Raw genomic sequence first — 24,739 nt, 5'->3', positions numbered from 1 at the left:
TGGAACATACAGATTCACAAGCCAAGACATTTTCATTCATGGTGGTGGCCGTCAGGCCATGTTAGTTTGGGACAGCCTCCTTACTTGCCATGTCACTCTTCCCTATAGAGGAGCAATCATCCTCAGCAACACGTCAACTCTCGGACGCTGGTAGCCCCCAATCTTCTGTACATTGAGCACCATCAGACCAGAGAGGACCGATAGGTAAGACGAAATCATTTCGTCCAAATCGCCATCCACAAGCTCTCCGACCTCCTGTCCTTCCCGGAATAATGCCTGTAGTTGCTTAACGTATTTATCCATGGAGTAACGCTTCATCAACTCCACCACCTTCTCAGGCACTCCATCTGATGTTCTCGCCTGATGGATCAGCAGAAAGTAATCCGTACCACCTTCATCTAACATGTCTAGCGTTAACGCTCTGATTTTATCGATCGGTGTGCCCGGCAACTCATAAACACTATGTATAGCCTCATCCGAGGCAATCATTGCTCTTTCAACAAGTGTTGTGAAAAGCTCTTCTTTCGACGCAAAGTAATGATAAAGCAGCCCATGACTAATCCCGGCCTCAGCGGCAATCATGCTCATTTTCGTCCCAATAATCCCCCGCCTTGCAAAAACTTTAAGCGCAGCGCTCATAATTTGCTCTCTGCGTTCATCTCGAATCTGATTCTGTTGTTCTTCATTTAACGGAGACACTATATTTTTCACTCCTAACTTGGAATCAATTTAGTCAATGCTTCTTCTAACGGCAGCTCGTATTCTTTCAGTAGGTCTGCAAGTAGTTGCTGTCCTTCCTCCGATGCCTCAAGCACCGACTTGACCATCTGTGGATTAAACAACTCATGCAGCGGTAATGTTAACGAGTTAACGCCCCAGTACAAACCGAATAGTTTGAAGTTATGATTCGCGCTCCCCTCTTTCAGGATCAAATTCATATACCTGCTCCCAAAAGCAATTCCCTTGAGCGGTTCTGTGCCAGCCTCATATTCGACGCCATCCCACTGCAAATCCGCCGCACAATTTAACCACCAGGCAGGAGTAATGGCCTCTTCTTGGATCCTGCGGAGCACTTTTTGCTCAAAATGTGGCTCAGGGTTGTTCTGTCGCTCCTGCAACAAGGTGTTCAGCAAATCCACTTCTATGGCAGCAACCGTCATCCCTTGACCAAAAATCGGGTCATAGATACAGAATGCGTCGCCCAACACTAGCAATCCGTCCGGCCATCTTTCCATGTGCTCATAGTGGTGACGGTATAGTTCTGGTACGCGAAAACCCTTAGGTGTGCCGATCGGTTCGAGCTCATACAGGATTTCTGCAATCATGGGGGTAGGAAGCCGAGCGACCTCCTGCTCGAAATCTTCCGCATCCGTTGGTGGATAGTGCCCGCCTGGACGATACAGCAGCATCTCAGCCACTTGATTCTCTATAAAGGAAAATACACCCGTAAACGTTCCCTTGAGCGGTTGGCCCATGATGTTGATCACATCCCATTTCTCGGTCAGGTGCTTCAAATGTGCAGGTACGTTATACCGTCGTGTACTGTATCCGATAGCTGCTTTCATCCGATCAGGGCGAGGTACTTCATATCCAAACTCCTTCAACCATTGCGTCAGTTTGGAGGCGCGGCCACTGGCATCCACAACAAGATCGGCCAAGAACTCGCTTTTCATGCCTGTTCCCCGCCCACGGACTTGGACGCCTGTAACGGCCTTATGATTCGGAGTTGTATGGAGCCCAATAACATCATGCTCCGCTAGTAGCCGTATATTCGGAATCTGCTTGACACGTCCACGAATCACCCACTCCAGTACAGCACGGCTGAACTTGATATCGTTCCGTAGGTAAGGTCCGGCTACCGTTCCATATTGATTCATCATATGAACGGTTTTATTTAGTGAACTTGGTGAACCAAGAGCCACCAGTTCTTCCTCATAGCCAGGAAAAAGCTGCTCCGTAATCATTTTACCACGTTGTGTGAACCTATGGGGATGAAAGCCATGCGGAGCGCCATTCCGATCTTCGGGATGATCCGGAAATTCGTCCTTGTCGATAAGGATTACCTCTTCGTAATATGACGAGAGGACCCTTGCCGTCATTAAACCTGTGATGCTGCCACCGATCACGATGGCCTTGCCTACTTTTTGTATATTTTTCATAGGATTCGCTCCTTTATTCCATTGATTGACTAATTCAGTCAATAATAGAATAGGCGATTATTTTCCGTATGTCAATCTCGGAAGAGCCGTAAAATGAATCTTTCTGTGGGTAGGAATTATTGTGCAAGCGAACTTTTGTAAAGATTTGCTAAAATAACAGACATATTATGCTAATCCCTGCTAAAATAACAATATATTTTATAAAATCAGGAGGAATTATGAGAAAATCGACTACTTTAGCACTTTCAGGATTACTTGTTTTCAGTTTTTCGACAGTCGTCTATGCCTCAGCGAACATTAAAGAGGTCTCTGCTTATTTGAACAATGGGGTCAAATGCAAGATGCGCAAGATATTACAGTACCCATTGCACAAGTTGAGAAACTTAAGCTCGTGTTTACAATGGAAAAAGGGAAAGGCAGCGAAGCTACCATAGACTTCGGTAATGCACTTGTTTCTAAATAAAAACAGGGAGCAGATACCACTGAACTGTAACCCGAAAGACCGGCACTTTTTCTAAAGTGTCTAACTTTCGGGTTACAGTTCAGAGTTCACTTATCGAAAGGGTCCTTCTTCCTATCTTGCGCCAAAGATAATAATCAATTCGTTCTGTGCCGCTGCAGCTTTTTAAATTTTAGACAAGTTTGGCGTATCGGTCTTCGGCATTGGGCAGTTTGAGTTGAACGCGGTCTTTGACCTTGGCATTGACTAAATATTTTGGATACTCTCCGTGTACTAATACATCGACGACTCCCATGGCAGCCTTGGAACGCAATTCGGCAGCCGATTGCTCGGAGTACCAGGCGACATGCGGTGTTATAATAACTTGCTCCATCCGAAGCAGTGGATTATCTGAGTCTATCGGTTCTGATTCAACCACATCCAGAGCAGCTCCTGCAATGATTCCTTTCTCCAATGCCGCAATCAACGCTTGTTCGTTGACGATCGGCCCCCGTGATGTATTAATCAGGATAGCTTCCTTTTTCATAAGTGAGAATTGCTCTTCACCGATCATTCCACGTGTAGCCGCAGTCAAAGGGGCATGAACCGAAATATAGTCCGCCTCCTTACACAGCGTTCTAAGAGAAACAAGCTCAACCCCTTTTTCCACAGCGGCTTCCTGGGTGAAGTAAGGATCTGCTACGATGACGCGCAGCCCAAGCGGCTTCACCTTCTCAGCTAGCGACTGCGGAATTTTGCCGAAGCCGATCAAACCGATTGTTTGGCCACGCAGACGGTATATAGGCTGTGTCACCTTGAAATCCCAAATGCCATTTTTGACAGAATGATTCGCCAGTGTCACTTTACGGGTCCATGATAACAACAAGGCTAGTGCATGATCTGAAACCTCGTCCACACAGTAATCAGGAACGTTGGCCACGCAAATGCCCTTTTCCCTTGCCGCCTCCAAGTCAATCGTATCGACACCTACACCGTAGCGCGTGATCACTTTGCAATTCTCGAGCTGTTCGAGTACTTTACGGCTAATCGGGGCATACTGATTGATCATCGCGTCCGCATCACGGCAAACCTCGATTACCTCTTCCTCCGTCTGGCATTGTGCAACTACCAGCTTGATATTGCCATAAGCTTGAAATACCGCTTCCTCGAAGCGTAGATCCGGGTATTCCCAGTCAGTTACTACTACTTTCCATTGCCGCATGATCCCGAAGCCTCCTAATCATTATAATGATCGGCTATTATTGTACCGTAGTTGCCGTCAGTGATTTCTTATATTGAACCGGAGTGACACCCACAAGCTCCTTAAATACTCGGCTGAAATGCGCTAAGTGCTTGAAGCCAACCCGAAAGCATACATCCGTGACCGATACGCTTGGGTCGAGTACAAATTCGATCCGGGCTTGATTAATACGTCTTCGGTATACAAACTCGAACATCGTCACGCCGGTTACTTCCTTAAACATTCTGGACAAGTAAAATTTACTAACGTGCAAATGCTTCTGAACCTGATCCAGGGTTACATCTTCATTATAATGCGTTTCCAGGAACGTGATCACCTGCTGCACAGTCTTTTCCTTCGCCGTAGACTGGACGTTAACATGCTCAAGCGGATGCAGGCACAGCTCGTAAATTAGCGTCAGCAGATCGACAAACGCGAGTCTGGCTCGGAAAGAACCGACTACATCGTGCCTGGTATTCTGGTCGTGCATGTGCTCAAGAATTCGTTCAACTTCCGTCCTTGCCTTCTCACTCAAACGAAGCAAATGATTTCCCATTTCTTGAAATGGCTGTAGAATCGGTAATTCCGTCTGCGTGCCAAGCAGTGGCTGTAGCCGTTTCGGTTCAAAGTGAATCGTAGATCGGACATACTCGACATTAGGGTCGATCTTCGGACAATGCAGCGTCATCCCGTTCATAAGGATCAAATCGCCGGGTGCAAGCACATAAATGCGATCTCCGATCAGGAAATTGCATTTCCCACTATGAAAGTAGTAGACCTCATAATTCGGATGTGAATGGAAGGCAGATTGATTATACGGCTGGTTTTGTCGATACGAAAAATCGAATATAGAATTCACATGAAGTGTAGATGCACACATAGGACCTACTCCGTCTCACACTAAAGGTGGTTATTTCCCTTATCATACTATGAAGCGGTTCGACTAGCGATAACCTATAACAGAGATCTCACATACTGCACAAACTGGTGCAACATCTGTTCAGTAGGTTTTTCTTTGCTGAAATCCTCGAAACCGATCCAGCCGTCATAACCTATCGCTTTCAAATCATCAATGACATGCTTCCAAGGTACGACTCCCTGCTTCAAGGGCGCCCAGTCAACAGACCAAACCGCACTGCCATCGTCGTTAGTACCTGTTTGTGTCCAAGAAGCGTTTTTCATGTGCACATGGGCTACATAAGGTCCGAGCAATTCCAGCCCCATCCGATAATTTTCATAGCCTTCGTAGACCATATTACACGGATCGAACAATACGCCGATCGCGTTCGGATCTCTACCCTCAATTAATCGATAAGTTGCGCTAGCGCTGGCTGCTATGGTTACATGATGTGTCTCGACCAGACCCTTTACGCCGTACCGCTTGCATAATATCTCAGCCTCGCGGATATAAGTTCGCTCTAACTCAAATAACTCATTGAAATGCTTTGTTCTGTCATAGCGCGGAACCCCCAAGCGGATGAAGCGGGCACCCAGATATTTGGCCACTTTAAGCACACGCTCGGTTTCTTCCAAATCACCGGCCGTTATATAAGGTGTAACGCTCAATATCTGTAAACCTTGAGCTTCTGTCGCTTCCTTATAGAACTTCCACTCAGCCTCACTACCATGCTCAGGAATGGAGCATAAGTGGTTCCCCCAGAACGATAGGGGAGCCGATTTTAGCTCATCCGGTACGCTCTTATAACGCCATTCAACACCCTCAAAGCCTGCTGCTTTCGCGGTTGACAACAATTGCTCTGGAGTTAAATCCGGTGTAGCTACGGTAAATACAGATAATTTCATTAGTTATTCCCTCCAGTATAAGAATTATGATTCGATACAATAACCGCATCTCTCATGGCGATTAGGCAAAGCTCGGCGGCTTTGAAGGCGTGCTCCTGCGTCATCACATCCTCCGTCCGGTTCATGCAATCCAAGATAAGTTCTCCGAAAAGCGGAAAACCAATGCCGCTTAGCTGCAAATGTTGCTCCTTCTCGCCGTCGACTACATACAAATGATCGCTAGCGCTGTCCCGACCTCCCTAATGAGTTCCACTTACATTTAGAGTACGGCTTTCCAACGGATTTTTGGTCGATCGGGAGTTGCGAATGTTCTCCTGCAATTTCTCAATGAATAGGTCCTCATCAATCGGCAGATCGACCCAGTTATCCGTCCATGTAGAAAGCAACATCGCGTTCGATAGCATTAGCCCCTTGATGCCCTTTTCCCTGAAGCAATCAACGGAGTTCCTTTGTTAATCGCATCCACCCAATTTTGCGTGATGCCCTTATGTTGAGGGTTTTTACCTACTACAGGTACTTCGAATTTCCAGCACTCCGGCTGTCCAAACCCGCCCTTAAAAGTACTGTTGAACTCTGATTCGAGGACACGCAGACGACTGAAAGTCATCTTTCCGTCTTCGATAACGATTTTACCGCGATCGCCCGTAACCTCGAAGCGGTTAGTCCCCGGAGACTCACAAACGGATGTCACGAACACCCCAGTTGCACCGTTCTCATACTCTGCATATGCCGTCACTTCATTCTCGACTTCGATGTTCCGATGCTTGCCAAACGAGCAGAAAGCCCGGATACGCTTCGGCATCAAGCCTGTAGTCCACTGCCACAAATCAAGCTGATGCGCAGCTTGATTAATCAGTACGCCGCCGCCTTCATTGGCCCATGTCGCCCGCCATCCGCTTGAATCATAGTAGCTTTGGGAGCGATACCAGTCCGTAATAATCCAATTCATTCGACGTACTTCACCGAGCTCTCCGGATGAGATCAGCTCTTTCAGCTTGCAGTACAATGGGTTTGTCCGTTGGTTGAACATGATACTGAACACTTTCCCGGCTTTGGCTGCGGCCTCATTCATCGCACGAACCTGCTTCGTGTAGACGCCCGCCGGCTTCTCAATCAAGACGTGCAGATTCTTGTTCAGTGCCTTTATCGCTTGTTCCGGGTGAAAATAATGAGGTGTCGCGATCAGCACACCATCCACCAATCCAGAGTCAAACATCGCTTCATAGCTATTATAGCAAGCTACAGAGCTCCCGAACTCCTCTGCAAACATTTGCAAACGCTCTTCACTTTGCTCGCAAACGGCAGTGAGTTCAGCACCTTCTACTTCATTTGCAATTAAATATCGAGCATGTGCTGTTCCCATGCTTCCTATACCTACCAAGCCGATTCGCACCTTACTCATACGTCAAACTCCCTTTCATGCTGCTCATTTTCGATATCCCGTAGCTATCGTAACATGGTTAATAGCTTGAGCTCTTCACTATGATTGCTAAAAAAGGGGGAATCATTTAACTCTCATTGTTATATGTATCTTTTTCAACTCGACGAGGAATCAATTTCATCTACAGTATAAAAAAAGACAACCTCCAAGCCTCGTAAAGAGGTTGGAAAATTGTCTAAAAAGGCACCGTTAATCAGATTTCCAATTGTCTGTCCATTTTATTGCTTTCCAAAACGATAGGCTCCGTCGTCATGCCGAATTTGACGTACGGGTCGATCAGCACCGTAAGCTTGCCGCTCTCAAACTTACAGGTCAACGTATCTGAGTACGGGGTTTCCACATATCTCCAGTTCATCACGAACGTATCATTGCTTTGCCACTTTCCGCTGGCTACCATCCGGGACGGTTGACGGGATGGATTCGTGTCCATTTCCTCCCAATGGCCGAGTCCACAACGAACCTGCGTTTGACCCTGTTCGTTCCACAGCGTGATAACGCATTCATCCGCGTTAAAATCAAATGTCGCGGCTTGAATGTTGCGTTCGTTCTCAGGAAACCCGTAGCGGCTGCCCGATACCTGCTCCGCCAAAGGCGACCGGATATCGGAGCTTAGTGGAGAATACGCACTAGCACTGGCTTTATCAGCCAAGGCAGCCTGTGCTTGCTCATCTGCAGGCAGTGGAACGTCCACCATCGACGGCAGCAGATGCTCCCAGACGAGATTGAGGACATTCTGCATGTTTTTCGTACCCGAGGTCATGGCGACTACCGCATTTTGCTCGGGCAGCACTACGCAAAACTGGCCGAATGCCCCATCGCCCCTGTATGCGTCATGTCGACACCGCCAAAATTGATAGCCGTAGCCTTGCTGCCAATCGATATTTTGGCTGGTACCCGCGTTGGACACCTGGAAGCATGTCGCTTCGTCGACCCAGGCTTCGGGCAATATCTGCTGGCCGTTCCACAACCCTTTTTGCAAATACAACTGGCCGAACCGGATAATATCCTCGGTTTTCAGGGTCAATCCCCAGCCGCCTGCGCTCATGCCGCGTGGGCAGGTTTCCCAAGTCGTGCCGGATATGCCGAGGGGTTCGAACAGACGCGGCTGCAAATACTCGTGCACCGTTTGGCCTGTAAGCTTCTGCACAATGGCAGATAGCATGTAGCTGGCGCCGCTGTTGTAGAGGAAATGAGTGCCCGGCTCTCGCCCGACTGGCAGCTCCAGAAACGCCTGCACCCAATCCCCGTCCTTCTGTTCGCGCAGTGAACCGGTCGTATCCTTCTCATGTCCAGTCGACATGGAAAGCAGGTGCCTTACACGCATTTTGCTCAGGTTGGCATCGTCAATCCGGTTTTTCTCCGAAAAAAAAGAAACAACATAATCATCGACCGAAAGCAGCCCTTCAGATACGGACAGCCCTACAGCCGTCGAGGTGAAGCTTTTGCTTAAGGAATACATCATATGCTGCAGGTCGGGACCGTAAGGCGACCACCAGGCTTCTGCCGCAACCTTGCCGTGGCGCATCAGCATAAAGCTGTGTAGGCCGTGATCGCCGCTTTCCGCTGCCCCCAAAAAGGCGGTCACCGCAGATGATGAAATACCGACTGTTTCAGGATGGCATCGCGGTAAAAGATTTGATTGAGACATGAAAAAACACTCCTTTGGGTTGGGATTACTATTGTAATTCGCAACTCGGGAGGGAATTCCTTCCTTTTCTTCAAACTCCTTTTGCGTGTTAGTCGGCTGTGACGATGTCTATTCGAGTTATTAAAGCTGTTTTGCATAACAATGCCTTTGAAATCCCCCGTACATGAGTCGCGTGAATTGAAAACTAAGTTGTGCAGCCTCCAAATTACGGAGGCTTGCTTCGTTGTCGGGATGGACCGTTGAATACAGGTACTGACCGCCCAATATTTTAGCACGCTTTTCACGCAAATCGTTGAAATATCGCTGTAACCCACGGCCACGGACAGATTCGAGTACGATAGTTGAGTCGAGCGCCCAGACTCGAGAAAGTTCTTCATCCGGTACTCCGAATTCTCGTCCTAAATTTCTCTCGCCCGTTCCGGGATATGCAAGTACCGAATAAGCAACTAACTTTCCTTTGTCATATGCCCCATAAATTTCCCCGTGCTGTTCTAGAAGATCATGAAAATAATCTTCGTCATCAGTGACGAACAAGGATTTGTGGGGAAGCCTCGATACAACATCTAACATCAACTCGTGAATTTTCACAACCTCATCGTGACCGAGTTTACGTATATCCAAACCTTCGTACCAACAACTTTGCGGGTAGTCCATATGATATCTTCTCCTATATTTATTCGTCGTTGAGATGTAGATCAGGACAGCTTCTTCCCCATGCAGATACTGCTAGGGCAATCCACATATTCTCCGAAACGTTCGATTTCAACAAACCCCAATTTCTTATATAGCTCAATTGATTCGGGCTGCATGGGCCCGGTTTCGAGTAGTAGGGAAGTAAATCCAGCATGCGCTGCTTCCTGTTCTAAAAATGATAGGATACGTGATGCAATACCTTTATTCCTGTATGAAGGGTCAACAAATATTCGTTTAAGCTCACAGGTCCGTACGTCCAACGGGCGATAAGCTCCGCAACCGACAGCAATATCCTCCAAATATGCAATGACAAATACAACATCGCTTACCTTGGGCCCGTCCAAATTAACAACAAATACTTCTTCGGAAGGGTATAAGGAGTATAAATATTCATCAAGCTTAGCAATCAAAGCAAGTAAATCTTCATTGTTCGGTTCTGAAAATTGTAAAGTTAGTTCTCCCACTCTCTTCACTCCTTAAAAAAATAATAGTTACCCTGATATGCGGCTCAGATAACATGCACAAATAAGTTAGTTCATCGGCTCCAAGTTATCTTGATAAATAAAAAGGCATGCACTCCAACATAATCGTTATTGATGGTTCTATCCTGTATTAATCTGAAGGAATCGTTACCAGCTTCATCCCCTTGGACTTAATTCCCTTGATGATGTCAGGCAAAGCAGCAATCGTTGAGGGATGATCGTGCATCACAATAATTCCCCCGGATTGTACCTGGGCCAACACATGCTTGACGACTTCAGCAGAATTAGTTGTCGACCAATCCTGCGGATCCTCATTCCAGAGTATCATTTTCATTTTATACTCTTCTGTAACGAGCTTTGTATCGTTATTATACGCCCCATACGGCGGGCGAAAAAGTCTAATAGGCTTGGCAACCAATTTCTGAAGCTTTTTTAAACCAAGTTCGTATTCACTTTTTTGTTCATTGTACGTCATGTTCGTCATTTTGGGGTGAGAATTAGAATGATAGCCTATTTCATTACCGTCATATACGGCCTCGGTCACTGATTGGGGGTAAGATGCCGCGCTTTGTCCTAGAAAGAAAAAGGTTACCTTGGCATCATTTTCACGGAGAACTTTTAAAAGCTCCTTAGTATACCGTGTAGGTCCATCATCAATTGTGATCGCTACCCTGCCCTTATCAACCGTATAAATCGGTTTCAGAGTTGAGATATTTTGTGGTTTTGATAAATCGGGAACATTCGCTTCTTCCTTCGGCTTCCCGATCTCCGGACTTAACTGGTTGTCAACAATCTTATCAGGGGGAAGATGGGGTATATCCACCTCTGGCGGAGGTTTAACCTCCAATGTTGGTACTGCTGTTGTAACCGATTGATCGTTTACTTGCACATTAATGTTGGCTTGTACTCCTGTTGAGTCCAAAAACGGTGATTGACATCCTGACAGGAGGAGCGGGATCGTGAGACAAACTGCTCCTAATCTAGGGAAAAATGTTGCGCAATACAATTTCATTCTATATCCCACCTGAGTATCTGATTTACATTACTTTATATGATGATGCTTTGCTGCTTTATAACAAAAAAGAAGAGTACCAAATTTAAAAGAGAAGGCTCTAAGTCGGTATGGTGGCTATGAAATCAAAGATTGAGCTTAGAATCTCATCTTTATTCGTACTGCCTGCTAATAAGACTCCCAAATTAGCACTAAGTTGCTCTCAATAAAGAAATACTTAAGTGTCCTAATCTTATCTATTATTTTCCTACATATGCCTTTGCCAACTCTCAGTACCGTTAGCCGTAAACAAGGCCAGCGTATCATCAGTCACTTCGACATTCTCCCAAGGAGCATCTTGAAAAGGTCAAAGACATCGTTTTTATTTTTCGTCACCAGCGTTGCGCGGGCTATATCCTCCACTATCCTGCACGTTAGCAGGGAAAAGGCAGCCGGTTTTAATCGGCTGCCTTTTCGTTAGGATTATTGAGCCCTTGCTCTTTCATTCACATGCTGAATCCGAACCAGCGACTTCCACCCTTAAAATAACGTCCTCATGTGTAAATTCTTTAATGTTCAGCTTATCCAAATATACGAATCCTTTCTTTGGGAATGCCTTGTACTACCTCCCTGCTTACTTTGCATGATCGGTCTTCTGAATATACCAATAGGCTACCGGCATCTGAAAGGAACCTTTCGGATTGGTGACCCAGCTGAATGCCGTCAGCCGATACATCCCGAGTTGATCCGGCAGCATTACCTTTGCAGTAAAGCGATCGCCTTCAAACGGCGCCGATACCGGGTCTCCCTCCTGCACGTATCCGTCTCCCTCCTGACGTTCCATTCTAAAGGTCAAGCCGGTACCATTGATCCTGTCCACCGTTCCCGAGAAGGTCATGTCCGAGCTGGAGGTTTCCTGATACGACTTTTCCGGCGTCACATTCAAAAGACGAGTGGAGTCTCCGGAGCTGAAAGACGTGTTCTGGTCCAGGATTGCCGCCAGCTCCCGCAGCGGAAGCTCCACAACATACGGCGTGTCGAATAAAATGCGCTTGCCCTGGGTCAATCGAAGCTGCATACGGTTCGTTCCGAGCTCCAGTTTGATTGACGTATCCTGTCTATACTTAGGTCCGCCCTCGACAGCATCAGCCATACCGCCTGCTACAACCGGTGCGTGAGCCATCTGCCCGTCAGTCTCTTTTTCAAGATCAATGAAGGGAAGGTCTGAGGTTCCTTGCAAAAACTCGTCCACGCGGACAATATAATTGTAATTATCGACAAGCTGCTTGAGCCCATGGTCCTCTACTATGAACTTCCGGTACGTGATGTTCTCCATATGCGTCTCCGGGCTCCACACCGACTCATACCCGAACAAGTCCTTAAGCTCCGGCTCCCGAAGCAGCCATTTGCCGTCCCGCTTGACCGGTTCCTTCCAAACCTCCACCTTCCCTACCGTCGTCCCGAACCAAATCAAGTCCGCATGATTGTCGCCTTCCCTTAGGATAAATCCGTTGGCCCCGTTTTCAACCAGCAGACTGCCGTCTTCCATTTCTTTCGTCTTATAGCCCAGCATGCCAGCAATCCATGATACATCCAGCATAGGCAAATCATCGATTGTCTGGCCGACTGCCTCCCCGTTCCACGTGATCTGCGGGTCTCCGATCATAATATCGTCCACCTTAACAATGCCTCTTTCCCGCACTACTAACGGATTAGCGGTGAACCATCCGGCATCGTCAGCGCTGGGAGTGAATGTGATTTCTCGCTCCTTCTCTGACCACAAGATACTCCCGAAAGCGGACAGATCGTTCAGCTTGATTACCGTTTTTCCGCCGATATTAATGGAAGGAATCTGATGATCACCGTAATAAGCTGTTATATCCGTATTCAGGATATCGGCCAACTTTGTGCCTAACAGCCGGGTTGTTTTCTGGATGGGTAGAGGATGGACCTCCTTCTTCCCACTGTAACGAATAACAATCTTCCTTTCCTGAGGCACCCAAGCCACATCAAAACCGTATTCCCGAAGATCCTCTGCCGCTACCGCCGTGTAGCCGTTCACATTTAGCGATGGAATCACGGCGCCGTTGACATACGCATGAATATCTGTTGATAGGACCTGTCCAGTCACATCTCCGATCTCTATTGCCCGGACGAACGGCGTGCTGCCTAAGGCTAGGAACACACAAATCCCTAATACGGCGGTTGACAAACTGATTTTATTCATCCGTTTCGTTCTCCTTTCGGATTCGCATTATGCCCGTTGTGCCTACTTACGGTAATACCAATTTTCGAGTTGTTTAATCGATCGCGAGCTCAATTGAACCGGATAGTTTGGCGTAATAACAAACGAATTCATCGTTTATTCGAACCTGGGATACAAGGTAGAAGGAACTATTGCGGGATCAATGTTTACATGATTCGTTCGGAATAGTATATATGAAAACTGCAGTAATAGGGCCGTCGAATATCATGCGGTAGCGTTCATAGAGTTAATTTTGTTGAAGAATCCTGCTCGTTAGGCGTAACAAGGCTGCCGTTTTGTGTGGGCAACCTCGTTTAGTATAATATCCAATTAGTTCCATCTGTTTTTTTGCTTCTATAAAACGCAATACGTTACTTGGTCACCGGACTGCAACCAACTGTGTTAGAGTGCAGACAGCGAAGATGACTATGCCGATGCCAAATACGATGCCGAGAGCTTTAAGCCTCGCCACGGATTCCACATGAAAATAACTGACTACACTTTCCCTGAAATAGTAAGCAAGGACAAGTCCATTGAGCACGATTTTGACAATCGCTTTTAGATAAAAGGAAGCTCCCCCTCCCTTTACTGTACCATAAGCTTCAGCAAGACCTGGATAAGAAATCAGCTGGTTCAATCCACCAAGGATAGTGTAGGCAAAATAAAACAAAGCGAGCCACCATCCCCACTTTTTGCCTTTCCAAGTGCCGATTCCCGCCGCAATACTGATCACGCTGAGAAAATATAACGTAGCAACAAGAAGTGCTTTAAAGAAAGGGGAGAACGCCTCGACCCCCGCTATCAGTCCCGGGATAAATAAGTTCACTATAAAACTCACCGCACCGCCCAACGTGAACAACACAGCAAATATACTAACGCCGGCGGGTCTGTCATAGGATCCTTCCGTAATCTCTTCCGAGTTGTACCGTGTTAATTGAGGATTAAAATTAGACATTGACACACCTTCCCTATTACCTCTTTTTAATATCTTAGCAAAATAACACCAGAAAATTGTAGCATACCAACTCAGTTGGTACAATATGGAATTATAATCGACGGTAATCTTGTCCGGAGGTGAAGGCTTAGATATCATAGTTTTCTTATCCAAATAAAAAACCCTCCAATGCTCAAAAGGAAGGTTCTTTAGCATGCTCTTTTTTCAGTATTATGCCTTGACAAAACCGGTTGCATTCCCTTTTTTTGAAGCGGATCGTAATGTCATGGTCGAACAGATATCTTTTGACTATTATGCTTATTGTTCGAGAAAAGCTAGCACAGCGGATAGCTCTGCTTGTCCGGATACGACACTATCGATCATTCCGCCGAATGTGTCCAGCATCATAATGAACAAATCGGTGATCTCCAATATTTGTTCTTTAGGCACCAAATGGCTGCTCGGTGTGCACCACACATACCGGTAATAGAGTTCTTGGTTCCCGCGAATACTGTAGTGGCCAATTGCCAAATGGCTGTTGATCGCCAGCAGCAGCTTCTCTAGCTTTTCAAGGCTCTTATTCTCCCAGCTTACTGGAATTTGGGTGTACATTTGCAGGAGTCGGATATGTTCGATACCCTCATGAGCCAAGGAAGGTACGAAGTTGAAGATTAAATAGCGATCTCGTTGCTGGCTGTCCTTGGTTAAAGGAACTAGCAGGGTTCCAATGGGTATTGTCTCAGAAGGTTCGATGATATCGGACCCAAGTCCAGCTTCCTTGAAATATTGCTGTAAAAAGCCAAGCTCAGCCAAATCTCTTGCCTGTTTATTCGCATTCACTTTATGTCCCCCTGCTTCTAAGCATATAATTAATATATTCACAACTTATGTACGACTTACTCACGGCTCTTCATGCTTTTGATCAGCAACGCGCGCTGTTTGTCTATATTTCCATTAAGCCTGTACAATTCAAGAGGATTCACACCGCATCCTGAAATGAAATTCTCTACGCGTTTATATTGCTTTTTGATGTCAGCGTCGCTTGGCTTATACTCAGGAAGATTAGTAATCATCTCCAGAATGAGATTAGTTTGTTCGACTCTTTTTTGATGCTTGAGTGTGGAGGACTTTCCTTCATTAAACACCATTTTGGTAAGCTTCCATGCCCCAGGCTTGGCAGCACGGTCCCTACCAATCTGCTTGGCTTTGCGCCCTAAGCTCATGGTAATGCCAGCGCCAGCAGCCACTGCTTTAAGGGGCACTCCAACCTGGGATCCGACCCCACTCAAAGTAGCAATATCCCCAGCAATATTGGTCATTTCCAGCCCTATTTGCAAACCTGCTCTTGCCAATCGCTTCTGGTTGATATATTTAATTTCTTTGGCAACCTCGTATTCCTGAATATCTTGTAACTCTATCTTCTCAGGTTCGGTGGCGGCCGTTCCCTTTGCTATTAATTCCTGCTTACGGGTCTGCAGCTTGCCAGAATCTGTTCCAGGATTAAAGGACTTCCAAAGATTCCTGCCAAATAGCGTATATTGCTGAGCTCCAACATATTCTTTACTGCTATATTTGTCCTTAAATTCTCGCTTGGCTTTGGTCATTCGATAAGTTGCAATTGATGATTTAATCATCTTGTATACCTTGATTGTGATCATAATGCCACTGATCGCAATTCCCAAGCCCGGAATCGCCTGTGCAAGTCCTGCTGCCCCAACTTTTATGATATCGAGGATCGCTTTGACAGTCTTGACTGCTGACTGGGCAGCTTGAAGTCCATTGCTAAGTACATCCAGACTGGCGGTAACCACCTCATCCGCGCTAATGCCCTCACTGCTAAATGTTTTGCTGAAGATATCATAAATATTTCTGACTAGACTAAACGAGCTCTTGATGGCAGATATTGCTTCACCAACAGAACCCGACCAGTCGCTAACCGCTTCAGCGCCCTTGACAGTGCTTCCAGAAAGCTTGCCAATATTATCTGCAAAGCCTGAGGTGCTCTCTACGCCCTTTTGCAAGGATTTGCCTGAATCTATTACAGCTTCCGTAATATCAAAGCCTTTCTCAGTCTTCGACATGTCGGTATCCCTGGCCGTGTCAATGATTTTCTTCATCGCTACGATTCCGTTAATCCCGGCGAGCAGCGTCTCTCCAGGCGCAGTCGCCATGCCGACCTTGGCACTTTCCAGCTCTAAGCTCTCCTTTGCAGCTTCCTGCCCTTCTACACCATCTAAAGCATCGGCACGCATATCATAAGATTCTTTTACACCGCCTTGACCTGTCCCTAACAGTTCTGTAGTTTGTCCGGCATTTTCCAGACCATCATCGATGGCATTGCGATCGTCCTCGGGTGAAGGAACATTCTGAGGTGGATTCAGTGCCTGCTGTGCCCTTGTCTCCGCCAGCTTGTCCCTCGCACCTGAAAGTCCGCGAATAGGACCAACCTTGTTAATGCGTACAAAACCGTGCTTACCCTCGAATTTCGCCAATTTCCATAAACCTGTTTCATCGGTTACTTCATAAACTTCAAATTCGCCGCGAAAGGAAATTTTAGAACCTATCGGCTTATCTTCGGATACATTAAATTTCTCGTTGTAAGTTGAAGGATCGGTTTGCTTTTCGTAATCACGCATATGTGCACCCATTAATGACTTCATAGCAACTGCCTTTGAATTAGGCAAGATCGCTGGGAGCTTTGGGTCTGTGATAGGTGTAATCGTCGAGCTGGATGTATTGCGTTGGATCATCTGATTTGCCAGCATTCTGCCGACAGCCCGATTTCCTATAGAGCGCTGCAATTGATTAATGCTTGTAGCAGAAGTTATACCAAAAACACCTAACGAGGCTTGAGATGATGGGATACCTTGGTTCCCCTGCTGTGTATTGGAGCCTACTGGGGTTCTGCGTCTAGTAAGGGGTCTTGATCCATCTTGCATTCATATAACTCCTTTACACTATTATAGCTATAATTCTATAGGAAGTAAGTGGTAATCGTCTAGAGCCGCATGAAACCAATTTCCTCACGTTCCGCTGTCATGCCTGTTTTGTCCTTGCTTGGCATTCCGTAACGCGTCCATACACCTGGCACCTCTACAAATAATTCGGGATTTACAAGTTCCCCGCCGCGGATGTCCGAATTCGCTAGCAGCAGCCCCCTATGGAATGCCCATGTACCATATATTCATGACGGACATTTTATAAACGTTTCCATGCGACCTATGAAACTAGCTGTATTCAAAGAAAAAAAAACACCGCCTTTTTCGGGCGATGTTTTCAAACTATGTTTTAACGTTTTTCTGATGGATTTATATTGTCAGTCTTTTTACATAATACGTGTGTCAACCAAAATTTCCGTATTCCATTTCTATCCAACTTGATGGATTGCGTCCATCACAAGCAGATTTAATCGTTCTCGAACCTTAACGGACGCTCCGATAATGATAAGTGCAGGGTTCTTGATCTTCATTGCCACTGCTTGTTTATGAATAAGCCCAAGTGTCCCCGTAACCGTTCTCTGCTGTTCCGTCGATCCGTTCTCGACTATTGCTGTGGGCGTATCCGCGTCTTTACCGTGCATCAACAATTCTGTGCGAATCTGTTCCAATTGGGTGATACCCATATAGATAACCAACGTATCCACGCTATGCGCGAGTAAATCCCAACGAATTCGCGTTTCCGGGCTTGAGCAGCGACTGCCGGTTACGAAGGCTACAGAAGCACTCATTCCCCGATGGGTTAAGGGAATATCGGCTGCCGATGCCGCCCCCAATGCCGATGTGATACCCGGTACCACTTCATAAGGTATGCCACGCTCGGCCAGGGCCAGCGCTTCCTCCCCACCACGTCCGAAGATGAAGGGGTCTCCACCCTTCAGGCGAACGACATTTTTTCCCTGCATAGCATATTCAACAAGCTTGCGATGAATTTGCTCTTGAGACATCGTATGTGCCCCTGGTGATTTGCCACAGTAAACAAGTTGACCCTCCGGCTTGGCTTCAGCAAGCAACTGTTCGTTAACAAGGCGATCATAGAGGATAACATCCGCTTCCTTAATAAGACGCAAAGCTTTCACAGTAATTAACTCAGGATCCCCAGGGCCGGCACCAACAATATGCACAGTACCCGTCTTCATACGATTTTCTCGGCAACGGCTGTATCCCGCCGGGATTGATTCATCTCTATTGTATTACCCAATGACGTCTTGTAGCCCTTCTGCGACAAGTACAAGAGAAGTCCCGTAAGCAAAGCTCCACCTATAAAATTTCCAACGAGTACGGGAAATTGATTCCATATCCACCAATCTCCCATGCTGACCTTCGCCCCGAGCATCATACCAGCCGGGATGACGAACATATTAACAACTGCATGCTCGAAGCCCTGCCCGAAGAAAATGAGAATAGGCAGCCACATTGCTACAATCTTACCTACTGTGGAGCTTGATGTCTGCGCCATAACCGCTCCAAGCGTTACCATCCAATTACATAGAATGGCCTTGATGAACACAAGCATCATACCGTTCATTCCCATATCCTTGTAGGCGATTGTTTTCGCTTCAGCTGTTTTGACCAGCAATTGAGCAAGAGGACTCGCCAAGTCGGTTCCCATCTTTGACACCGTAAGACCGTATAAGGCAGCATAGATCGCACATCCGACCAAGTGACCTGCAATGACCCACGTATAATTTTTCAACATCTTACCAACCGTTGTCTGCTTCTTGATTACGGATAAGGGAATAAAAGCAAAACTCCCTGTGACAAGCTCCAAGCCCAACAATACGATGATGACGAATCCGACTGGAAATATGAGTGCGCCCACTATACCGAGATTGGTCTGCAGGGTTGCAGTGAATGCCAACGTCGTGGCACACGCCAAGATCGCCCCTGCCAATACACCGCGGATGAACATGTTCATGACGCTCATCTCGGCTTTAGTCTTCCCTACCTCCACCATTTGGTTAATGACTTGCCCAGGTTTGATATAATCCATATCCGACATCCTCCCTCGTCTAAATAGTTACATATATGGAGCCATTGGTACGATCAACCTCAACTTCGTAAGTGTTCACGCAGCCATCATCAGGTTCGTGTACATTCCCTGTTTGCAAATCAATCTTCCAGTCGTGCAGAGGACAGTGGACCTTTCCTCCGCATACCATCCCTTCAGATAAAGCCCCCCCTTTATGCGGACACTTGTTTTCGACTGCGAATATTTCACCATCTGATAGACGGAACAATGCAATTTCCAGATTGTGTACCACTATCGTGCGAGAGCCTTTTGGATCAATGTCAGACAACTGGCCAATTAGATATTTAGACATACGATCTCCTCCACCTTTCCTTGTCTGCTTAGTGTTAGTCTATTATGGGTTGTACTTGCTTTAGTGGTTCAAAGTTTTTGCGTAGGGAATCTTCGTTTACGATCTGTTTCCAAGGATCGGTAGTCATACTGAGTGCCTTCTTAATCCGTTCGCTGAGCACCGCTCGATCCTCTGGCTTCTCAAGCGCACGTTTGACCGATTCCAGTCCGACTCGCTCGATCCAATTGGAGGTACGCTCGTTCCACTGCGCATTCTCCCGATAATATTGCAAGAAGGCACCAGCCCATTCACTAACTTCATCCTCCGTCTTGACCACGCACAATAGCTCCGTCGCTCGGACATGGACCCCCCCGTTACCGCCGACATGCAGCTCCCAGCCACCATCGATGGCAACAACTCCAAAATCCTTGATAGTGGCCTCCGCACAGTTCCTCGGGCATCCGGAAACCGCAAGCTTAACCTTCGCTGGTGTATTCAGCCGTTCAAGCTCCTTCTCCAGCCTGATCCCCATGGCGATGGAATCCTGCGTACCGAACCTGCAGAACGTGGACCCGACGCACGTCTTAACGGTGCGAAGTGTCTTACCGTATGCATGCCCTGAGGGCATATCCAGCTCTTCCCACATTCTCGGAAGATCCTCTTTCTTCACACCCAGCAGATCCAGCCTCTGTCCACCTGTGAACTTTACCATTGGAACGTCGTATTTCTCTGCGACCTCGGCGATTTTCTTCAACTCTGACGGAGATGTGACTCCACCGTATATTCTTGGAACAACCGAATAAGTACCGTCCTTTTGAATATTTGCATGGTATCTTTCATTCGTAAACCGCGACTCTTTCTCATCTGCATACGCTTCGGGCCACAGCATGCCCAGGTAATAGTTAAGTGACGGGCGGCACTTCGCGCAACCTTCGGGATTCCGCCAATCGAGCACATGCATGACTTCCTTGATCGTCATCATTTCCATCCGTTTAATCTCAGCAACAATCTCATCTCTTGTCAGTGAGGTACAGCCGCAAATCCCTTCCTTCACCTGTTCTCCAGCCTCATCACCGGCGTACATCCTCAGTAAGCCTTCAACTAATGGCTTGCAACCCCCGCAGGAGGCAGATGCCTTCGTGCACGATTTAATTTCACCGACGCTCCTGCAGCCTTTGGCAATGACCGCATCTGCTATTGTGCCTTTGGATACACCGTTACACCCACAGATGATCTCGTCCTCTGTCATATCTTTAAGCCTGCTATCCGATGATGCGGCCACACCTCCGCCGATGGAACCACCAAGCAACAGCTCTTTTTCGCGTCCAGCTACAATTTCTCCATTCTTGATCATGGAGAAGAGCTTTGCTCCGTCATGGGTATCTCCGAACAGTACAGCCCCAATCAGCTTGTCGTTCTGGAGTACGATTTTCTTGTATACACCGTCTACCTCATCCTGGTAACGTAAAGACCGCGAGCCTACTGGTTCCTCGTATCTTCCTGCGGAGAATACATCCACACCTGAAACCTTCAGTTTCGTGGAGGTCACAGAGCCCGCATAACCTACAGTCTCGACTCCTCCCAATTTCTTGGCAAGCACTGCACCCTGCTCATAGAGCGGTGCCACGAGACCATACGCGATTCCACGGTGTTCCGCGCATTCTCCGATAGCATAGATACCCGGAATACTCGTTTCCAGCCAATCATTAACGACGATTCCACGGTTGATTTCAATGCCGGAAGCTTTAGCGAGCTCCACATTCGGACGGATACCTACCGCCATTACGACAAGGTCAGCATCAATCTTGCTACCATCCGTAAACCTGAGCGCCGTAACCCTTTTCCTTCCAACAATCGAATCGGAGTTTTTCGCCAGTAGAAATTTCATTCCCTGCTGCTCCAGCTCCGCTTGCAGCATCTTCGCTGCTGTTTCATCCAGCTGCCTTTCCATGAGATAAGGGTTTATGTGCACAACAGATACATCCATTCCAAGATGCAGCAAGCCTCGTGCTGCTTCAAGACCCAACAATCCTCCGCCGATAACGACTGCTTTTTTATATTTACGAGAGGAATCCATCATGATCTCACAGTCCTTGATGTCTCGAAAGGCAATAACTCCCTCTTTGTCAACCCCCGGCAGCGGAAGCATGAAAGGATTCGAACCCATTGCCAGGATCAACACGTCATAGGAGACCGTTATGCCTTGATCGGAGACGACACGTTTATGAATCGAATCAATTTGTGTCACTCGATGACCGGCAAATAATTGTATGTTATTATCCTTGTACCAATCCCAATCATTAATAACGATTTCCTGAAGGTCAGCACCACCTGCAAGAACCGAGGACAGCATAATCCGGTTATAATTAGGATGCGGCTCTGCTCCAAAAATCGTGATTTCATAAGCTTCCGGAGCTAGCTTAAGCAGATGCTCTATCGCCCGAACGCCCGCCATTCCGTTCCCGACCAGCACCAACTTCTTCTTGTTAGTTACTTCCATACAATCATCTTCTCCTCTCGAAATTCCATAAAAAAATAAACACAAAAGCCCGCTTCGTTCCACGATAAATAATCCGTGAAAGACGATAGCAGGCTCCATTGCCGCTTAAAGGGATACCCCATTGTACCCCCGAATATTTAATTGGTTAATTCGAATATACTACGGCCTTATCTTGATGTCAATATACATAACATATTTTTTGAAAACTAAGCAATAGACAATATAATTGGATCTGTGTTATATATTTATGTAAGGATATATAACAAACAGAGTTTTGGCTATCGAAATCAATGAAATGGGGAATCATTCATGCGTTCAGTGTTGGTTATTCATAACCAAAAATTGGCCCAAGAAGGGAAGTTCTTCCCCGTATCAGATTCGCTTTCCCCCGAAAGCATTCTACGCTCCAATGGTTATATCGTTACCTGTACCTGCGACCAAGAACAGGCTAAGCAGCTCATTATCGATGCGGATGCGGCCATATTGCAGTTGTCAATGGATGAAGTTAAACCTTGGAGCACCTTTCTTATGCAGCTTAAGGGTCTGCCTTTAATCTGGTGGTGTGATGAACGTTCTGCCTCCCAGTCCTTGGAAGCTTGCGAGGATGACGTGATGCTGGATGGAATGCTTACCCCTTTCATGAAAGGCTATGAGCTCCATTGGGCACTTCACTTCAGTTCCAAGCAATTCGTTGAACGCCAACAATGGTACAACGAGCGGGAGCAGCTGCTCAGCCGTATCGAGGAACGTAAATGGATCGATATGGCTAAGAGTATTTTGTGTGAGATTAAATCTATCACTGAATCCGAGGCCTATGACATTCTTCGTAAACAAGCGATGAATGAACGCAAGAGATTGGTCGACGTCGCTACGTCCATCGTGAAAGTCTATCAATTGCTCCAAGTGGGCAAAGAAAGCAGGGCGAAGCCTAAATGATCACATATTTGAAGGAAGTCGGGCGTGGCAAACGCGGAGCCCGCGATTTGACATATGAGGAATCTCTAGAAGCTGCAGAACAAATCATCAACCTTCGGGCAACTCCAGCCCAGATAGGCGCCTTCTTCATGGCGGAGCGCATTAAGATGGAAAGCGTGGAGGAACTGGAAGCCTTTGTGAAAGTATGCCGTGAAGCCGCTTACCGCGAACCGATCCAGGAAGGCATTGATTGCGCCGGACCCTATGATGGACGTAATAAATCATTTTTCGCTACATTTGCCGTTTCGTTTCTACTCGCTGCAGCCGGGTTACCGGTGACGCTTCACGGTACCGCCTCACTCCCTCCCAAGTGGGGAGTGACACTGCATGACATTCTTCTTGAGGCAGGAATAACCATAAGTGAACGAACACGCACGGAAATAGTTACAACCGCTAAAGAAACTGGAGTATTGTATGTCCCTGCAGAGGAATGGTGCCCTCCACTAAAAGAATTGCGCCCGATCAGGGAACAGCTCGGAATGAGGACTGTATTGAATACGGCTGAGAAATTGATCGATTACAGCTGTTCCCCTTACCTGGTATTCGGCGTTTACCACAACACTGTATTCGATCGGTTATCTCGGCTCACGACTCAATTGAAATACCGCAAATCTCTTATCGTCCAAGGTACCGAGGGCTCGGAGGACCTGTTCATCGATCGACCGACTCGCACCTATATGGTGGAGAACGGGCACGCTTCCCTTCATGTCGTCAATCCGGAGAACCTGGGGTTGGATACTCCCCTTCCCGAAACGACTTGGAACGCTGCCGAACAGCTTCGGGTGACTGAATCTGTTCTTCACGGTGACGCACATATCGGATTCACCCATCAGGTACTATTGAACGCTGCATACAGGCTCCATCTGGCTGACAGGGTAGAATCTGTCGAAGAAGGCCTTTATACCTGCAAAGCCCACCTGGAATCAGGCGAAGCTTGGAATGTTTACTCCAAGTGGAAGGCCATGCTCTCCTAGATATCGGAGTCTTATTCTCGCTTGTCACACGCTTCTTTAGAAGAGAGATAATAAAGAGACTGTTGTTTTAAATGACAGTCTCTTAGACGATTCCAGCGATCTTATTGTAACGACTCCAAAATAAGTAGAAGTCTAATTAGTTTCTATTTTTGCAGATCATTAAAAATGATTAGGAAATTGCTTTACAATTCCATTTGTAAATGCATCTGCCATTTCAAGTGCCTGTTTCTCGATCTGATCGTAGGTCGCGATATCAGATTTATATTTTTTGGATAACCTGAAAACTGCTTGATCTTTGGTCATACGTAAGTGTTCATGCAGCATATTCCTCAAGTCTGCTTTTGGCCAATTGGGGTTGATACTGTTAAGAAAAGCAGCTATTTCATCCGCATTGGCATACCAGTTTTTCTCCGCTTCCGCGGCTGCCCGGCTATTGCCAGCCTTGGCTGCTTTAACAAGTTGTGCGGCCAATACAAGATGCTCTCTAAATAAAGCGCTGAATCGTTTAGCTATCTCTTCACCATAATAATGTTTAAACACATTGGCCATATCAGGAGGATTGCGAAGGAGACGTTCAGTAACCAGTGCCTCATCTGGCAAACTCTCTGCAATACTTATAATAAGCATCCTCGTCCAGGCAACGTGTTGCTCCCAAAGTGTTCGAAAAGCCTGGTTTAATTCTACTTCTGCACTACTGATACATGCAGATTTTTGAGGTGAAACAGATTCATATCTCAAGAATGGCACAACAGGCTGTGCATAAGGATTGTAATTACTTTGACCATAGTTTGAGCGAATTGGATATACCGCATAATCATTTAGAGGACGAAAATAGGATTGAAAATGCGGATCTGGTGTCCATGGTGTTGCATAGTACATGTGATGGTTCCTCCCTAAAAATAGTCATTCACCTAAT

Annotated in this window: 21 protein-coding genes and 1 pseudogene; 2 read left to right on the top strand and 20 right to left on the bottom strand. The window is 46.7% G+C overall.

The window, feature by feature from the left end; translation table 11 throughout:
* Positions 1–102 precede the first annotated feature (102 nt).
* From BK127_RS04890 to nirB, 19 genes and pseudogenes are all read right to left on the bottom strand, one after another.
* Positions 103–699, bottom strand: a complete 597-nt coding sequence (locus tag BK127_RS04890) for a TetR/AcrR family transcriptional regulator (protein WP_076228860.1) — start codon at positions 697–699, stop codon at positions 103–105.
* Positions 700–713: 14 nt separating this feature from the next.
* Entirely contained in the window at positions 714–2,159 is a 1,446-nt protein-coding gene (locus BK127_RS04885; protein WP_076228859.1) for an FAD-dependent oxidoreductase, read from the bottom strand.
* 632 nt (positions 2,160–2,791) lie between these two features.
* A complete protein-coding gene (locus BK127_RS04880; protein ID WP_076228858.1) occupies positions 2,792–3,820 on the bottom strand; it encodes a C-terminal binding protein in 1,029 nt (342 codons plus the stop codon).
* A 37-nt stretch (positions 3,821–3,857) separates the two neighbouring features.
* Complete coding sequence (locus tag BK127_RS04875; RefSeq protein WP_076228857.1) at positions 3,858–4,718, bottom strand: AraC family transcriptional regulator; 861 nt, start codon at positions 4,716–4,718, stop codon at positions 3,858–3,860.
* 74 nt (positions 4,719–4,792) lie between these two features.
* Positions 4,793–5,641 carry a sugar phosphate isomerase/epimerase family protein gene (locus BK127_RS04870; RefSeq protein ID WP_076228856.1) on the bottom strand — a complete coding sequence of 283 codons (849 nt, stop codon included), beginning with the start codon at positions 5,639–5,641 and terminating at the stop codon, positions 4,793–4,795.
* Positions 5,641–5,853 (bottom strand): hypothetical protein, encoded by a 213-nt coding sequence (locus BK127_RS04865; RefSeq protein WP_076228855.1) that lies wholly within the window; start codon positions 5,851–5,853, stop codon positions 5,641–5,643. Before BK127_RS04865 ends, BK127_RS04870 begins: the two co-directional genes overlap by 1 nt.
* Positions 5,854–5,880: 27 nt before the next feature.
* Positions 5,881–7,043 (bottom strand): annotated as a pseudogene (locus BK127_RS04860) (Gfo/Idh/MocA family protein).
* Between the two features lie 232 nt (positions 7,044–7,275).
* Positions 7,276–8,730 (bottom strand): serine hydrolase domain-containing protein, encoded by a 1,455-nt coding sequence (locus tag BK127_RS04855; protein ID WP_076228854.1) that lies wholly within the window; start codon positions 8,728–8,730, stop codon positions 7,276–7,278.
* 120 nt (positions 8,731–8,850) lie between these two features.
* Positions 8,851–9,384 (bottom strand): GNAT family N-acetyltransferase, encoded by a 534-nt coding sequence (locus BK127_RS04850; RefSeq protein WP_076228853.1) that lies wholly within the window; start codon positions 9,382–9,384, stop codon positions 8,851–8,853.
* A gap of 41 nt (positions 9,385–9,425) precedes the next feature.
* Complete coding sequence (locus BK127_RS04845; protein ID WP_076228852.1) at positions 9,426–9,887, bottom strand: GNAT family N-acetyltransferase; 462 nt, start codon at positions 9,885–9,887, stop codon at positions 9,426–9,428.
* Positions 9,888–10,035: 148 nt separating this feature from the next.
* Positions 10,036–10,827, bottom strand: a complete 792-nt coding sequence (locus tag BK127_RS04840; protein WP_076228851.1) for a polysaccharide deacetylase family protein — start codon at positions 10,825–10,827, stop codon at positions 10,036–10,038.
* A 703-nt stretch (positions 10,828–11,530) separates the two neighbouring features.
* Positions 11,531–13,123, bottom strand: coding sequence for a hypothetical protein (locus BK127_RS04835; protein WP_076228850.1), 1,593 nt, complete (start codon positions 13,121–13,123; stop codon positions 11,531–11,533).
* A gap of 397 nt (positions 13,124–13,520) precedes the next feature.
* Entirely contained in the window at positions 13,521–14,096 is a 576-nt protein-coding gene (locus BK127_RS04830) for a hypothetical protein (RefSeq protein WP_144026364.1), read from the bottom strand.
* 297 nt (positions 14,097–14,393) lie between these two features.
* Positions 14,394–14,915 (bottom strand): hypothetical protein, encoded by a 522-nt coding sequence (locus BK127_RS04825; RefSeq protein WP_076228848.1) that lies wholly within the window; start codon positions 14,913–14,915, stop codon positions 14,394–14,396.
* A gap of 56 nt (positions 14,916–14,971) precedes the next feature.
* Positions 14,972–17,014, bottom strand: a complete 2,043-nt coding sequence (locus BK127_RS04820; RefSeq protein WP_076228847.1) for a hypothetical protein — start codon at positions 17,012–17,014, stop codon at positions 14,972–14,974.
* 428 nt (positions 17,015–17,442) lie between these two features.
* Positions 17,443–18,210 (bottom strand): uroporphyrinogen-III C-methyltransferase, encoded by a 768-nt coding sequence (cobA, locus tag BK127_RS04815; RefSeq protein WP_076228846.1) that lies wholly within the window; start codon positions 18,208–18,210, stop codon positions 17,443–17,445.
* Positions 18,207–19,064: a formate/nitrite transporter family protein gene (locus tag BK127_RS04810; RefSeq protein WP_076228845.1), complete on the bottom strand. Its 858-nt coding sequence runs from the start codon at positions 19,062–19,064 to the stop codon at positions 18,207–18,209. The genes cobA and BK127_RS04810 overlap by 4 nt, the downstream gene beginning before the upstream one ends.
* 19 nt (positions 19,065–19,083) lie before the next feature.
* Positions 19,084–19,395 carry a nitrite reductase small subunit NirD gene (gene nirD, locus BK127_RS04805; protein WP_076228844.1) on the bottom strand — a complete coding sequence of 104 codons (312 nt, stop codon included), beginning with the start codon at positions 19,393–19,395 and terminating at the stop codon, positions 19,084–19,086.
* A gap of 34 nt (positions 19,396–19,429) precedes the next feature.
* Positions 19,430–21,874: a nitrite reductase large subunit NirB gene (nirB, locus tag BK127_RS04800; protein ID WP_076228843.1), complete on the bottom strand. Its 2,445-nt coding sequence runs from the start codon at positions 21,872–21,874 to the stop codon at positions 19,430–19,432.
* Between the two features lie 309 nt (positions 21,875–22,183).
* On the opposite strand from nirB, the gene BK127_RS04795 reads away from it, so the two are divergent.
* Together BK127_RS04795 and BK127_RS04790 are read left to right on the top strand one after the other, a co-directional pair.
* Entirely contained in the window at positions 22,184–22,810 is a 627-nt protein-coding gene (locus tag BK127_RS04795) for an ANTAR domain-containing response regulator (RefSeq protein ID WP_076228842.1), read from the top strand.
* Positions 22,807–23,823: an anthranilate phosphoribosyltransferase gene (locus tag BK127_RS04790; protein ID WP_076228841.1), complete on the top strand. Its 1,017-nt coding sequence runs from the start codon at positions 22,807–22,809 to the stop codon at positions 23,821–23,823. The genes BK127_RS04795 and BK127_RS04790 overlap by 4 nt, the downstream gene beginning before the upstream one ends.
* A 159-nt stretch (positions 23,824–23,982) precedes the next feature.
* On the opposite strand, the gene BK127_RS04785 is transcribed toward BK127_RS04790, so the two are convergent.
* Complete coding sequence (locus tag BK127_RS04785) at positions 23,983–24,702, bottom strand: LysM peptidoglycan-binding domain-containing protein (RefSeq protein ID WP_256711171.1); 720 nt, start codon at positions 24,700–24,702, stop codon at positions 23,983–23,985.
* Between the last annotated feature and the right edge of the window lie 37 nt (positions 24,703–24,739).

This window comes from Paenibacillus sp. FSL H7-0331, from assembly GCF_001956045.1.
Note: the sequence above shows the minus strand (reverse complement) of the source record. Positions and strands in the feature narration are given on the sequence as shown.